This is a genomic window from Prevotella histicola (assembly GCF_055385135.1).
On sequence record NZ_AP043793.1, the window covers coordinates 1,464,624 to 1,481,325 of the forward strand.

6 protein-coding genes are annotated in these 16,702 nt (G+C 38.0%); all 6 read right to left on the minus strand.

Features of this window, described 5'->3' with window-relative positions:
* Positions 1–13 precede the first annotated feature (13 nt).
* On the minus strand, positions 14–1,234 hold the full coding sequence (locus ACZ48L_RS06030) for a hypothetical protein (RefSeq protein ID WP_025791244.1): 1,221 nt from the start codon (positions 1,232–1,234) through the stop codon (positions 14–16).
* A 6-nt stretch (positions 1,235–1,240) separates the two neighbouring features.
* The gene (locus ACZ48L_RS06035) at positions 1,241–1,747 is read right to left on the minus strand and encodes a DUF5004 domain-containing protein (protein ID WP_008823403.1); all 507 of its coding nucleotides are present in this window, start codon (positions 1,745–1,747) and stop codon (positions 1,241–1,243) included.
* Positions 1,748–2,022: 275 nt separating this feature from the next.
* Positions 2,023–3,624 carry a DUF6377 domain-containing protein gene (locus ACZ48L_RS06040; RefSeq protein WP_025791246.1) on the minus strand — a complete coding sequence of 534 codons (1,602 nt, stop codon included), beginning with the start codon at positions 3,622–3,624 and terminating at the stop codon, positions 2,023–2,025.
* A gap of 1,393 nt (positions 3,625–5,017) precedes the next feature.
* The gene (locus ACZ48L_RS06045) at positions 5,018–8,785 is read right to left on the minus strand and encodes a CARDB domain-containing protein (RefSeq protein WP_025791247.1); all 3,768 of its coding nucleotides are present in this window, start codon (positions 8,783–8,785) and stop codon (positions 5,018–5,020) included.
* A gap of 949 nt (positions 8,786–9,734) precedes the next feature.
* Positions 9,735–12,638 (minus strand): right-handed parallel beta-helix repeat-containing protein, encoded by a 2,904-nt coding sequence (locus tag ACZ48L_RS06050; protein ID WP_025791249.1) that lies wholly within the window; start codon positions 12,636–12,638, stop codon positions 9,735–9,737.
* Positions 12,639–13,650: 1,012 nt separating this feature from the next.
* Complete coding sequence (locus ACZ48L_RS06055) at positions 13,651–16,542, minus strand: right-handed parallel beta-helix repeat-containing protein (RefSeq protein ID WP_464721966.1); 2,892 nt, start codon at positions 16,540–16,542, stop codon at positions 13,651–13,653.
* Positions 16,543–16,702 lie beyond the last annotated feature (160 nt).

Below are 16,702 nucleotides of genomic sequence, written 5' to 3' on the forward strand. Positions count from 1 at the left end.
TCTTCAATTTATATTAATCAGGAATAACAAGTGGGACAGTTGATTCAACAACCTTTATTCCTCTCGCATTTGTTATTGTTACTTTCAATTCAGAGGCTTCAACACCCTGTAATTCTTTATTCAAATCAATTGTTGTCTCTCGTTTATCACGTACTCCAGGCATCGTTCCTGTGATAGTCTTTGAGCCAGCTACGATAGTATAGGTCAAATCGCCATCTGTACGACCATTGTATTGACGAGTCAATGTTAGGATATCCTTCGTACTTACACGAGTAGGGAATACTGAAAACAGTGGGTCAGGATAGGGAACAGCCTGACCAGCTTTCTGTGTTTGGTCACCGGTATTTACTCCCCATTGGTTTGCACCAGCAGCATCCTTGATCACCTTAATAACATTGTAAGTCATATTCTCAAGTACAAACGCAGCCTTTTTATCTGGGTCTGCAAGGATTGTTGGCTTGTCTGGCTGACCAGGATCCTGTGGATTAGAAGCATAATATTCGCTTGGAATACCAATATTCCATGCATAGAGACCATTAGAAAGCTTCTTTAACCCCGCCTTTGCAAGTACTGCAGGACGCCATACATCCAATGTCTGCAGAACTGTCCAGTCATTTAAACCTGAGTGAACACCAAATGTTACGAAGTCAGCATCCTTTGCTAACTCTGTCATTGTCTTACCTCCTAATTTATATACATCTGGGTTAAAGAGGACGGTAAGAGGATCATCTAAAGCAAACTTCTCTGTAAAGCCTGCCGATTTCTTACCACTGAAGAACTGAATGCCAGCACCTGACTTCTTAAATGCTTCGAATTCAGAACGGCTATCAGGTGCTGCAAAAACACCAGACCACATAGAACCGTCCTTTGTCTTCAGCCTTTGCCAGAAGCCTGGCCAGTTAGCATCTTCAAACTTAGCGACCTCACAATGGAAATACTCCGTTGGTACCATCGTCTTTTTATAGATATTATTACCAAGATACTCCAATTTAGCAAAGTCGGATGAGTTACCTCCATGTCCTGCATCAGGCTCTGTTGGCTGCCAAGCCCAAAGGTATAGGTCAACACCTTCCTGGAATCCGACATCTGTCATATCATAATAGAACGTAACTTCTTCGTCTGCTGTAAAGACAGCAGGAACCGTCCAACACTTAGGAGCATTAGGAAGCTCTACTCCATCAGCAAACAATGCCAACGGAAATAAGCACATCAGTGCGAATAAAACTTTCTTCATAGTCATTTACTTTACTGCTTGAGTTAGGTTATACGTGTAAGAAACAAATGGCTGCCCTTTGGTCTTGCGTGTCAATCTGTACTCCAAAGTCTTGGTATTACCAGGCACTGTTGTAACGGTAAGTACAGTTTCTGCCTTCCCATCATTAAGCAAAATCCTACTTGCAGTGTTGTCACTCTTGGTGAAATTGTAATCCATTTGCCATGTACCACTTGCTGGTAATAGTGCAGGAGCATTCCCTTCAACCGTAAAAGTAGAAGCTTTTCCAGCCTCATCTTGGTTTAGATTAATGACAAACGTGTCAAAATTGAGCAGGTCAGTTAATGTTTTTGTACGGGCATTAGCCTCATCAGTCTGAACAACAGAATTTACTACCCATTTACCACTAATCTTTTCAGTGAGCGTAATTGGTGAAGTGAATTCGCCGTCATCAACAGTAGAACATCCCGTGAACGTCATTGTCGCTGACAATAATAGTACAACGCCAAGCAATTTACTTGTGATCGTTCTCATAGCGAATCATTGTTTTTAGTTATTAAAAATATATTTTGTTATGATTTCCTTACTGGCAAAGTTACTCATCCTATTACTATTATTAAAAGAAACTATTGAAAGTATAAAGAGAAAAAAGGAATAACAACTACTAATATACTGATAATCAATGCCTCTTATATCCACATTCTTCATGTGAATATAAGCTAAATATTAGTAGTTGACCCTACTTTACAAGAAAATGTAATAAGATTTACCTTTATTTAAAGGGGAAATCAGGAGGATATTACCCGATATTAGATATCCATAATGAGCTGTTCGAACTGGTCATTCTCCACACGTGAACGGTTCTTTACACGTGTCTTATAAGTATTGATTGTATGGACTGAATAATTAAGGAATGTCGCTATACGCTCAGAATCATTAATACCCAGACGGATAAGGGCGAAGATACGCATCTCCGTCGTCAGTTGTTTCGGACCATCTGACAATACTTTCTGGTCATTTTCATCAAAGAGTTTCCCATACTTCTCAATAAAATGAGGGAAGAGTTTCAGGAAAGTCTCATCAAAATCGGCAAACATCGACTTGCGTTCTGCAACCAGTTCACTCTCTTTCAGTGAAGAACGCAACTCTTCATAGCGGCGCATGGCTATCTTTCGGTCAATGGTACGATAGAGTTTTTCCACCTTATTAATATATTCAGAGTTGATATAGAATGACCTACCGATATATTCATCCTTGATATTGTTCACCTCTTCTAACTGATGATTCTTTGCTTCAAGTTCCTTATTGCGGTTAGCAATGGTCTGTTGTGCCTTCTTCAACTTTTTCATCTGTCTACGAATGAACCACCAACCCATCAGAAGCCCGATGACAAAGAGCACACTGATGATTGCAGCAACAGCAATAGCGTTGCGCTGACCTTGTATTATCTTGAAGCGATCCTGCTCTATAATGGGTAGAATACCACTCACTTCTATGACGCGTTGGCGTGCTCCATAGAAGTTGGCATTGGCTAATGACTGTCTCACATATTCCGTTGCACGTTGTATTTCACCTTCTTTATATAAGAGATTTGCCAATGTACACAACGCTGTTGTCTCCCGAATAGCTCCTTTATTATCATAGATTGCTGCCAACGCCAGATATTTCATTGCCTGATCATTGTCCTTAAGATAAAGATAAACCCATCCAACACACGAATTGACAATTGCTTTCTGATGCACATCAACGCCCTTTTTCTCCAGAAACTCCTTGAAAGTATCAAGGCATGCTTCGTATCTGCGCTCCTTCATATCACGCATTCCAACAGCATAGAGCCAGTCTGGCGAACCTTTCGGCAGATAATGAAGCAAAGAATCTGTGTAAACACCTGCCTGCTTGACGTATCTACTCTGATAAGGTTTCGTACGAGTGTAATCAGAAACATCATAATAAAGACGGGAAGCCATTGTAAAATAGAGTTTACGTGCTGTGGCTGTAGTGCCTTCCATGCGTATTTCCCTCAGCTCATTAAAGGCTTCCGTATATAAACCTGCCGAAAGAAGACAGAAAACCAAGTCGCATCTTGCCTCCACTTCATAGTCACGATTCTTCAGTTTGATGGCCTCATCTATAAGATGATGGGCACAATTATAAGCTGAATCATATTGATAAGAGGAGTATTCCTTAAAGAGTTTCCTGTTAATATCAAACTGTTTTGATGGAGGAAGAGATACCAATTGCTTCTTTAGCTGCTTTATCCGCTTCAGTTTCTGGTCTTCATAATATTTTCTTTGCCCAAGACTATTATCTAATTCATCAAGTTGCTTCTCCCAATTCTCATGTGATGCTACACAAAAAAAGGGCAATGTGAGAAGTATAATAAATAAGTATAGTCTTTTCTTCGTATTCATTTTAGGTATCTCATTAAATGATTTATAAGAGCTAATATATCTCTTAATATGACTGCAAATATAGAACTTTTCTTACAAATAACAAAAAATATCGACTGAAAATGTTCCAGCCGATACTTAATGTGCTTATCATTGGTTGATCATGTATCATGTTTTATCAGCCAATTGTTTTAGTATTCTCCCGTAAATGGATATCTTTCTGTTGCCCATCAGTCGTTATATTATCATACCATCTATCAAGGTTATAACTTTTTCTTCATGTTTTATGAGATTTAGTTCAAAACTCAATAAGTAAGATAAGACTCTTTATCTTATGGTTACAAAATTATATCAATATTATAATATTAGGAAGATTAAAAGGCTTATTACAAACTTTTCTTTGCTATATAAATAACTTTATACTGACTATCAACGGTTTATAAGTTTAGCATTATTCTACAATATAAACGAGATGTTGGGATATTAAAGTGTAAAAACTTCACTTACAGAACTTTATATATCAAATAACAGTGCTTATAAAGCGTCTATTTTAATGCATTATATAACCATTTAATAATCAATATCTTAATGAGATTTAGAAGGGTTTAATACTCTATTCTCATTTATATTTATGCAGTATGCTGATTATAATAGGGTCTGATACGTGCTTTTTGTTGTAATTTTGTTATCCGAAAAGATACTTATTTTAAGTAGTAGATTAAGTTTTTCAAGGTCTTTGCCGCTGTTTAGTGAAATAGATAAGGCTATTCATAAGAAACTTCAAAGATTAGGTTTAATAAGAAGTAAGCAACTTCGTTGTGATATTTGGTATATATGTATTTGTTATTTGGGTAATTTAAGTAATTAGTATTTAATTAAACTTACATCAATAGTTTGTTAAATCAAAACAGAGCTTGTCGTGAGATAAGCTCTGTTTTGTTTCTATCGGGGAGGAAATATTAAGTTAACTCATACGCTATACACCGCGGAGGGGAACTGCATAAAATCGGAGGATAGTAGCTGGCTTATGCCCACTTTATTTATGCTTAGTAGTCATATAATGTAAGATAAATTCACATCTCGATTTTAAAAGGTGCTCTTTTGCGTTCTAAAAGACGCCCTTTTGCATGGTAAAAGATGCCCTTTTACACTTCAAAAGGTGCCCTTTTGCAACGTAAAAGGGCGTCTTTTACTTTGCCTTTCATAACCAATTGATTATCTGATAATTGCAAAGCATGATTTTTTTGGTTCCCTTTCAATTAATGAAAGTTTTGGGTTGAGAAAATGTAAGGATATTTTACAGAAGGTAAATGGGGCAGAAAGTTGATGTGGGTGATAATAAAAAATCGGCTGGAAGAGTCTCCAGCCGATTCTAAATATACGATTGTAGTGGATTCTTCTACAACGTTAATGCTTACTTAATAACTACTTTCTTACCATTATGGATATACACACCACGCTTCAAACCCTTGGCAGTTGTGCCACAACGACGACCCTGAAGGTCATAATAGTAAGTGTCTTGTACCTCGAAACCAGCATTAACAGCCTCTACACCAGTAGGAATAACATCCAGATTGTCTGGTTGGTCAGCGTTGTTAATGTAGCGAATAGCACCCGTAGGAATGTTCAGTTCAATGGTAAGTTTATTGTTATTATGGTTAACCTCACCTGCATAACGACCTGCATAGTTATCAATCCATGCCGTAACGGTGTGCTTGCCTTCTGTAGCAATCCAATCTTTACCAATGGTACCACCGCAAGCTGTTACCTTAGCGAACTTATGTGACTTCACGCCTTTGGTGTAATCGTCAGACCATGTGATGATATCTGTCTTGCCATCTATCTGGAATTGAACACCAAGAATATCATTAGCAGGAGCATCCTTATCACCAGCATTGGCTACAATAGCTGAGAAGTTCACTCTATCACCTGGCTTAATAGACTTCGTATTCATAAGAATCTTCGTCACAACAAGGTCATAACCGCCTGTTACAGGGGTGAAAGTACCGTAATCATCACTATTACCTACAACGTTGAAACGCTTTTCCTGCTTATTATTCTCCTTAGTTACTTCGGCTGGTAAGTTGTTCTCTGGGTCAACCAACACGCTCATGACATGTGAACCTGGTGTGGCTGTCCAAGCATCTTTTATAGAAAGAATCACTGTTTCTCCTGCCTTTAGACCCTTGTCATAGCTCTGACTCATGAACGTTTGTTTACCTCCATCAAGAGAAACCTTGAATGCAAGAGCAACATTTGCAGGGATATTGACATTCTTTGTGTTCTTGATTGCAACTTTAAAGGTAACTTTATCACCCTCTTTTAAATCTGTATTGCCATCAGCTTTCTCCCAACGAACACCCGTAACAGCTACATCGTAACCCTTGATATTATCTATAGGATCTACATTTTCATCGGCATTACCAGTGAGATTGTCGGGCTTATCAGGATTACTAACGTACTGAACTTCCTCCATAGGGATGTTCAACTCAATGGTAAACTTATTGTTACCGTGGTTAATCTCATCTGCATAACGACCTCCGTAGTTGTCAATCCATGCCGTAACGGTGTGCTTGCCTTCTGTAGCCGTCCACTCTTTGCCTACTGTACCACCACAAGCTGTTACCTTAACAAAGTTATGAGAGTCCAGACCTTGGGTGTAATCATCAGACCATGTGATGACATCTGTCTTGCCATCTATCTGGAATTGAACACCAAGAACATCACCTGCAGGTGCATTTTGGTCACCAGCATTGGCAACAATGGCTGAGAAGTTGACCCTATCACCAGGCTTAATTGACTTGGTATTCGTGAGGATCTTCGTCACAACGAGGTCATATCCGCCCGTTACAGGTGTGAATGAACCCATGTCATCAGCTGATTCGTGAACATTAAACTTCTTGAAACGCTTGTTATCTTCCTTAGAAATCTCCTTCGGTAAGTTGTTCTCTGGGTCAGCAAAAGCCTCAACATAACATGCTCCAGCCTTAGCCTTCCAAGTGCCATTCGCCTTAAGAATAATAGACTGATGAGCCTTCAAACCACCATCATAAGCCCTACTTGCGAAGCTTGACTTACCATTAATCTTAACAGAAAAAGCAAGATCTACACCCTTCGGGATGTCCACATTTGATGTATTAACAATCTTAACCTCAAACGTAACAGCGTCTCCTTCCTTCAAATTAGAACTACCTTTGGCATTCTTCCAGCTGAGACCTTCCAGCTTAACATTGTATCCTGACAGCTTATCCATAGGATCAATGATACCACCTTGTTGTGTCTTATCAGCGTATGGAGGCTCAGGAACAACATAAGAATTCTTCAAATAGGTAAACTTTATAGCGTCTGCTCTCATCTTATTGTTATCTGTCCACACTGGCCATGTGCTGTTATTACCTTTCCGATCCTTACCAACATTAGCAATAACAAGGTTATTAAAGGTTGCACTACCATTGTTAGCACGAATTGCACATGCGGACATTTCTGTTGTAGAGAAGTTGTCTTTGATATCAGATAAGCCACAACCCAAAAGCTTCAGACCATCAAACAATATGTTTTCTGGATCCTTATACACTCTAACACCAAAGAATGGAGAGTCATAAACCTCATTATTTCTAAAGGTAATATTGCGTAATTTGCCATATTCATTAAAGACATCAATGCCTGCAAGGTCATTGTTCCAGACTGGATCGGCATATGTTCCACAACGAACTACATAGTTGTTTTCTATTAAAACACCCTCCTGTCTCTCGTTATTATCAAATCTATATCCCGTAGTAAAGTCACTTGTAACATGAATACCAGATGCTAAACCATGGTCACTAACGAAGTTATTATATGCACGTTGGTCCGTTCCACCATGAATAGCAATACCACCTGCACGCCAACCAAGCTCCACTGTGTTATAAGCAAATGCGTTATTCTTTTCATCATCAGGGTTTATCGCTGCTTTATCAGGGAACATTGCAAGTCCATCATCACCATTACCACGAACATTACAGTTATATACTACAGCATTAGAAGTACCTTGACAGAAGTTCACACCATCTGCAAAGTTATTACGAATACGGCAATTTGCAACTACAACATTATTGCAATAGTCAGCTTTACCATTATAATCACCAAACCAAAAGCCGCACTCATGATGTTCTACCCATAGGTCATGGAAATAAGAATTATCCCAAACATCCATGAAAGCCTTGTACACTGCCATCTGTCTATAGCGACTACGAAGGTTTGAAGTCATATAAAAATCACATACTTCCATATCCTTACAGTAGCCATCAGGTCCATGATCAGGGTGTCCACCAGATATACCTCCACCAAAATCTTTCGTACTTGTGAACTTAATATTGGTGTACCACATACCTGCACCTTGTATCCTTACCTTATCACCATATACACGCCATATACCGTCTAACTCGTAAGTTCCTTTAGGAATATATAGTACTTTAGAACTCTTATCAGCTTCTTTCAGTGCTTCATTGAAAGCATCAAGCCAACTATTATAGTCCTTTTTATAATCCTGAACATTTATTGCTCCTGCTGGTTGTTTAATCATTGCAGGTATGTTTTCAACCTCTATGAAATCAATTCCACATGCAATAGCCTTTAAATTCTTTATCACAATGTGGTCACCAGGCTTAAGTTTGCTGTTCAATTTAAAGTGTACTTCATCAAACGCAAAGGCTGGAATGCTTCCAGGTACCTTCTCATCATGAGGATCTCTGGTACCAGGTGTGAAATACTGCCACATGTTATAAGAAGAAATGGCAACTGTCTGTTCAGATTGTTTCTTTCCTTTTGCATCATAGACCATAACCTCTAAGGAACTGTTCTTCCCCATACCATCATCACTATCAGGCATGGTAAAGCGCATAGTAACGCCATCCCCATATCTGTCAATAGGCAAATCAAGAGAGTCACCATTCGTCAATTCCACATAAGAACGCTTCGAAGCCTGGGTCGCAATGTCATCTCTACTACAATTGATAGAGACCAACTTCTTAGCAGAACCATAGAATCTGCCATCTTCAGCTTCGTAACGATTATAAGGAACTGTTGCTCCACGCCTACCATTAGGGTCTGGACCAGGGATTTTCAGTTTATCAGCCGGCCCAGCATGTGACATCATACTACCTGATATCACCAGTGTCAATGCAAGTAATAATTTCTTTTTCATACTTCACTTGATTTAGTTTTTAAAAAAGATTGTTTAAAGTGTAGCTCTCAATCGAGCGCCACAAATTTATGTTTTACTTACTATTGTTTGATATTTAAAAAGCCAATTACAAACTATTCTTGGGTCTTTTATCTATTAATAATATGATTATCAGTAACTTAAGTTTATCTTTTTCATTCGCAAATACAAATACAATATCTTTAACTTGGGTGTAAATTCTTCACTATAAGGACCTTGTAAAGACCATAATATTGATTGTAAAAAGGTGAATATGTGCATCAAATAAATACTATTGACTATCAATATATTATGTACATTATTTGAGTTTTTATAGACATAATATATTTATATTTATTCAATATGCCGTTTATAACAATCTATCTTGGCTTCTTTTGCCATGATTTTATTACGAAAAACATAACGGTAAATACGGTAATTCTAAGTGTGTATATACCCATTCTAAGAAATAATATTACTGTTTTATTGAGAAGTCTGTAGACTAAGTCTGGTGATATTACCATCTGCTTACTTGTATGAAACAAGAGAATAAAAAATACTTTTCTCTTGTTTCGTTTATCAATAGTATCCTTGTAATGTAAGATAAATTCATATTAAGGATTCAATAGATGCTCTTTTGCATTGTAAAAGGTGCCCTTTTGCATGATAAAAGATGCCCTTTTACACTTCAAAAGACGCCCTTTTGCAACGTAAAAGGGCGTCTTTTACAACGCTGTTTATAACTATATGATTATCTGATGGTTACAAAGTCTAAAATAATTGGTTTCCCTTGATTATTGAATTTATAGGATAAAAATATTGTAAAGATATTTATATAACATCCATATTACCTACCAAGTAGTTTCAAACCATAAAAAAAGAATCGGTTGGAAGCGCTCCCAACCGATTCTGAATATGCTATAACTAACTGTTTTTACAGTAATATTAAAGTTTACTTTATAATAACCTTCTTACCACAATGGATGTAAACACCCTTCTTGAGACCCTCAGTTGTTGTGCCATAACGGCGACCCTGGAGGTCGTAGTAATAAGAATCCTTCACGCTTTGCACTGCATTTACAGCCTCAATGCCATCCGTACCATCGATATTGTCTGGCTTATCAGGATTGTTAATGAACTGAACAGGACTCATAGGGATATTCAACTCAATTGTGAACTTGTTATTATCATGGTTTATTTCACCTGCATAACGACCTCCGTAGTTGTCAATCCATGCTGTAACGGTGTGCTTCCCCTCTGTAGCAGTCCACTCTTTGCCTGCTGTACCACCATTGGCTGTTACCTTAACAAACTCATGTGACTTCACACCTTTCCTATAATCATCGGACCAAGTGATGACCTCTGTCTTACCATCAATCTGGAATTGAATGCCAAGAACATCACCAGCAGGAGCATCTTGATCACCAGCATTGGCTACAATGGCTGAGAAATTAACCTTATCACCAGGCTTGATTGACTTCGTATTCATAAGAATCTTCGTCACAACAAGGTCATAACCACCCGTTACAGGAGTGAAAGTACCATTATTATCTGGGGCTTCATAAACATTAAACTGCTTAACACGCTTGTTGTCATCCTTTGATGTTTCCTTCGGTAAGTTGTTCTCTGGGTCGGCAATAGCCTCAACTTTACAAACTCCAAGCTTGGCAATCCAAGAACCATTAGCAGTAAGAATGACAGACTTACCAGCCTTCAAACCGCCCTCAAAGTCATCACTTATTGCTGCAGATTCACCATTAATCTTGACTTCAAAAGCAAGAGCTACATCCTTAGGGATATCTACATTTGATGTATTAGTAATCTTTACACGAAATGTTACAGCATCACCTTCCTTCAAATCAGAGCTACCTTTAGCATTCTTCCAGCTGATACCTTCCAGCTTAACATTATAACCTGACAGTCCATCCATTGGGTCAATGATTCCACCTTGCTGATCTTTGTCAGCGTATGGAGGCTCTGGAGCAACGTATTTCTTCTTTATATTAGTGTATTTAATGGCGTCAGCTTTCTGCTGATTGTTGTTCGTCCAGAGTGGCCAAGTCTGATTATTACCCAATACATCCTTATGAACATTACCTATTTCAAGACCATCAAAGATTGGAGTTGCTTGGTCTGCACGAATGGCACAGAAGGTCACTGGCGTTGTAGAATAGCTAGTTGACATACCTGTAAGACCAGCTCCAAGGATCTTTGTATTGATAAACTTAATATTATCAGGGTCATTTAATACTGTTATTCCGAAGCATGGAGCATCATAAATCTCCGTATTATAGAACGTAATATTCTGCAGACTACCACCCGTTTTATGCACATCCAGAGCTGCAAGGTCATTACCAAATATGTCACAATTGGTTCCGCTACGCACAATAGTATTGTTTTCGAACTTTATACCATCAGGTTTATTATTAGCATTAAACTTAGTTCCAGGGAAAGTTGAGTTCAAATGAATACCTGCAGCCAATGCCATATCAGTGACAAAGTTATTATATATGTGGTGACCAGTACCTCCATAGACAGCTATACCACCAGCACGCCAACCTAATTCTACCGTGTTATATGCGAAAATATTATCATGTAAATCACGTGCTCCACAAGCATCTTGATTCCATGTTGCAAGTCCATCATCACCATTACCACGCACACTACAGTTATAAACGGTGGCATTAGAGGTTCCTTGTGCAAAGTTTACACCATCTGCTAAGTTGTTACGAATACGGCAATTGGCGATCTTTATGCCATCACTATAATCCATCTTACCGTTATAATCACCAATCCAGAAACCACATTCGAAGTGCTCTTCCCATATATCATGGAAGTAACTGCCATCCGTATATACGTCCATGAAGCACTTGTAAATAGCCATCTGATCCATACGGCTGCGTAATGCAGAGTTGATATACATGTTACAGAACTCTATTTTCTTACTATAACCATCAGGACCATGCGAACCATTACCACCTGAAATACCACCACCTTCTTTATTAGGATTAGTAAATTTGATGTTAGTATACCACATACCAGCACCGGTAATCGTCACATTATCAGCAAAAATACGCCATACTTTTCCTAAATTATAGGTACCAGCTGGAATATAAAGAGTTCTTGATGGAGAGGCTTCTGCATCCTTAACGGCTTGTATGAAAGCATCACCCCAATCACCACCAGCAGCCATGTTCTTATATTTTGTATCCTGTATGCTGATTGAACCAGCTGGTTGTTTAATCTTAGCAGGTACGTTTTCAACCTCAATAAAGTCTAAACCATACTCCATGTTACGTGAATCATCATTCTTAACAGTAATAACATCACCTGGTTTAACCTTATTATTTAACTTGAAATGTACTTCATCAAAGGCAAAACATCTAAAATCACCACCCGGTACATCCTTAGGATAAGGGTCATTTAGATTGAAATACTGCCACATAAAGTAAGATGTAAGCTTTACAGTCTGGTCTTTATTACCGTTTACATACACATCTAATGATCCATTCTCGCCCATTCCGTTAGGTGAATCCTTCATTGTGAAACGCATTGTAACACCATCACCATTTCTGTCTATCTTGAAGTTGACAGCAGAACCTTTAGATGATAAGTCTACATAAGACTGTTTTGAAGCCTGAGTAGCAATGTCCTTGCGTCCATAAGATGTAGTCTTCTTTGCTGCACCACCCGAAAGTTCTCCGTTTTCAGCCTCATAACGATTATAAGGAACCGTCGCTCCGCGTCTTCCATTGGCATCAGGTCCAGGTACTTTCAGCTTGTCTGCTGGTCCTGCCTGTGACATTAGTGTTCCTGAAAGCACCAATGTCAATGCAAGTAATAATTTCTTTTTCATCTCTACTTGATTTAGTTTCTAAAAGGATTTATAAAGTGTTATTTCTCATTTTATATCGACAAAATTATGACATTACTACCATTTAGTGAAGGATAAAAACCCGATTACAAATTAATTTAGCTTAATATAAACTACCTATATCTGATTATCAGCTACTTACATATCATAATTTCCTTTGTAATACAAAGAAAATATTGATAATTTTAAGTGTAATTACATCACTTTTATAGGTTTATTGGCAGCTTAATAAGGGTTATAAAAGTTATTTACATCCATATATTTAATATTATTGGTAATCAATTAGTTATGTTACTAACACTGAATAAAGATACGTTCTATACTTTATATTTATCTAATACGTCCCTATAACGACTTTGCGATTTTATCTTTTTGTTGTAATTTCGCTGTCAGAAAGAATTAAAATCTTCAGGAAATTAATCTGTTTTTTTGATCTTTAGTGTAGTATAATAATAAAAGTAGTTCTTCCATAGGACAACAAAAGAATTTTAGGTTTAGTCATAAACGAATACTTCATTACGATATTTAGTATATATGTATTTGTTATTTGGGTAATTTGAGTAACTTTATTAAACTCACATCACTAGTTAATTAAAGTTTGACAGAGCTTGTCGGGAGACAAGCTCTGTTTTTGTTTTATGTAATAAAAAATACTATCAGCAATTCAATAGGTGCTCTTTTGCATTGTAAAAGACACCCTTTTGCACTTCAAAAGATGCCCTTTTACACTCTAAAAGACGCCCTTTTGCAACGTAAAAGATGCCCTTTTACAAGCCTGTTTATAACTATCTGATTGCTTGATGGTTACAAAGACAAAAATAATAGGTTTTCCATCGTTAAAGAAAATATGAAAAAAAAATATTGTAAAGATGTTTCTTCAACTTTATAAGCATGACATTCCAGTTCTTAAAGCACAAAAAAATCGGTTGGAATAGCTTTCCAACCGATTTCTTATTGTGGCTATCGTAGAATGGTTCTACGAGTATAAATAACATTACTTGACAATGACTTTCTTGCCATTGTGGATGTAAACACCTCTTCTTAAACCATCAGTTGTTGTACCATAACGGTTGCCCTGAAGGTCATAGTAATAACCATCATTAGCCTTCACGTCAGTGTTTACATGCTCAATACCATTGGTATTACCCTTTCCATCACCAAGATCGTCTGGCTGATCAGGATTGTTGATGAACTTAATCTCCTCAAGTGGAATGTTCAATTCAATGGTAAACTTATTATTATCATGATTGATTTCATCAGCATAACGACCATTATAGTTATCTATCCATGCCGTTACTGTGTGCTTACCAGGCGTTGCAACCCACTCATTACCTTGCTGACCGCCATTTGCTGTGACTTTAGCAAACTGGTGAGACTTCACACCTTGTGTGTAATTATCTGACCATGTGATAACATTTGTATTGTTATCAATGATAAACTCTACACCCAATTGCTGTCCTGCAGGAGCATCCTTATCACCAGCATTGGCAACATAAGCAGAGAAGTTTACTCTGTCACCTGGCTTAATACTCTTCTTATTGGTGAGGATTTTGGTCACAACAAGGTCGTAACCACCTGTTACTGGAGTGAATGAACCCTTATTATCAGATGACTCTTGTACGTTAAATCTCTTCGTACGGGTATTGTTTGCCTTATTCGTATCATCACTCAGACGGTTGCGATAGTCGACCTCTGCAACAATAGTATGCCCACCAGGTTGTGCTGACCATGTAGAGTTTGTTGAAACAATGATAGGCTGATTGGCTTTAAGACCATTCTTGTTGTCATCGGTAACATAGCTTTCCTTACCATCAACCGTAACCTTTACACCAATCTTCACACCTGCAGGGATATCCTTATTACATACAAGAGAGGTCCTGAATGTTACCTGGTCACCTTCCTTAAGGTTGGTATCACCACTTGCATTCTCCCAACGTAGACCCTTCAAAGATATGTCATAGTTGGTAATTCCATCCATAGGATCAACTACACCACCACCTTGGTTCTTGTCAGCTTCAGGTGCTTCAGGTACATTATAGCTGACATCAGAGAGATAATCATAGCTTACTGACTTAGCAAGAGCCTCATTATTATCAGTCCATAAAGGCCATGTCTTATTGTTACCAACCTTATCTGGGCTTACATTAGCAATCTTCAGACCATCGATAAACTTGACATTATCGTTCTCTAAACGGATAGCAGCCGTAGAATGTTCCCATGTTGAGTACTTCGTTGTCTGCCCTGCAAGAGATGCACCGAGTATCTCTGTCTTCTTAAACACAATACCTGTTGGACCTTTAAATATACGAATAGCATCAAAAGGAGAGTCATAAATCTTCGTATTATTAAAGGTAACGTTGCGTACATCACCCTTAATATCGATTGCAGCAAGGTCTTCATGCCAGCTATCATCATTCGTACCACAACGTACAAGGATGTTATTATCGAAGCTGATGTTCTGTGTATTCTTGAATTTAGGACCATCAAAGATGTCATTCAAGTGTATACCAGCTGACATAAACATATCAGCAAGGTAGTTATTGTAGACCTTATGCCCATTACCACCATATATAGCAATACCTCCAGCACGCCAAATAAACTCAATAGTGTTGTAAGCAAAGGTGTTGTTTGACTCATCATGGGCTCCTTGATTATCATGATTCCACATTGCAAGACCATCATCACCATTGTTACGGATGCTACAATTGTATACAGTAGCATCTGAAGTACCCTGACAGAAGTTAACTCCATCAGCGAAATTGTTGCGGATTCGACAGTTATATATCTTCAAACCGCTGCTATAATCAATCTTTCCATTATAGTCAGCTATCCAAAAACCACACTCAAAGTGGTCCTCCCAGATATCATGAATAGCACTTCCACCCTTGAAAACATCCATGAAACACTTGTAAACTGCCTTCTGGTCCCAACGACTTCTTAGGTTTGAGTTGATATAAAAGTTACTTATATCCATGTTATTGCAGTAATCATCAGGTCCATGTGAGCCATTACCACCAGAGATACCACCACCAAATGGGTTAGGATTGGTAAACTTAAGGTTTGTATACCATATACCAGCACCAGTGATTTTCACGTCTGATCCATAGATATACCATATACCACTGAGCTCATAAGTACCTGCTGGTATATAGAGTTTCTTTGACCCTGCATCAGCATCTTTCAGTGCTTCTTCAAACGCTTTAAGGTAATCGTTACCCTTAATGTACTGCTTATACTTCGTATCAGTTACACTAACAGCCCCTGCAGGACGGTCAATTTCTTGTGGAACAACCTCTGTCTCGATGAAATCAACGCCATATTTCAGTCCTTTTGCACCAGAACTCTGAATACGAATACGGTCATTAACATGCAAAGGCTTGTTCAAAATGAAGTGAGTTTCATCAAAAGCGAAACATCCAACACCATTATCATTCTTATCAGAAGGGTTTCCGCTGGCAAAATACTGCCACATATAATAAGAAGTAAGGTCAACAGTCTGCACCTTTTTCTCGTTGATATAGATATCTAATGACCCATTCTGCCCCATACCATCTGGTGTATCAGGCATTGTAAAGCGCAGAGTTACACCGTTGGCATTGGTCTTCATGGTCCATTCAGCATACGAACCATTTGACGGTAGTTCTATGTATGACTGCTTAGAAGCTTGTGTTGCGATATCCGTACGCTTCCAGTTTGCCGACTTAACAAGCGTAGCTCCGCCACCAAGCTTAGCCGTTTCGGAATCATAACGAGTATAAGGCATCAACGCACCTACACGTCCATTAGCATCTGCAGAGGGCACATTGATATCGTCCGCATAGCTTGCATGCGACATCAAAGTACCAGTAAGCAGCAGTGTTAATGCTATAAAAAATTTCTTTTTCATACTTTTACTTTATTTATCCTTTTAAAAAACTATTGTATACAATCATTTTAAACCTTCTCATTACAAATGTATTACATTCCAATAAGATATGGGCGTTAAAGAAAACTATTATAAATCATATTGTTCTAATACAAAAAATATTTTACTGATTATCAATAGA

What these genes read in the sequence shown, in the direction of transcription:
- ACZ48L_RS06045 (WP_025791247.1), bottom strand. Translation starts at nt 8,785, where the DNA reads ATGAAAAAGAAATTATTACTTGCATTGACACTGGTGATATCAGGTAGT.
- ACZ48L_RS06035 (WP_008823403.1), bottom strand. Translation starts at nt 1,747, where the DNA reads ATGAGAACGATCACAAGTAAATTGCTTGGCGTTGTACTATTATTGTCA.
- ACZ48L_RS06055 (WP_464721966.1), bottom strand. Translation starts at nt 16,542, where the DNA reads ATGAAAAAGAAATTTTTTATAGCATTAACACTGCTGCTTACTGGTACT.
- ACZ48L_RS06030 (WP_025791244.1), bottom strand. Translation starts at nt 1,234, where the DNA reads ATGAAGAAAGTTTTATTCGCACTGATGTGCTTATTTCCGTTGGCATTG.
- ACZ48L_RS06050 (WP_025791249.1), bottom strand. Translation starts at nt 12,638, where the DNA reads ATGAAAAAGAAATTATTACTTGCATTGACATTGGTGCTTTCAGGAACA.
- ACZ48L_RS06040 (WP_025791246.1), bottom strand. Translation starts at nt 3,624, where the DNA reads ATGAATACGAAGAAAAGACTATACTTATTTATTATACTTCTCACATTG.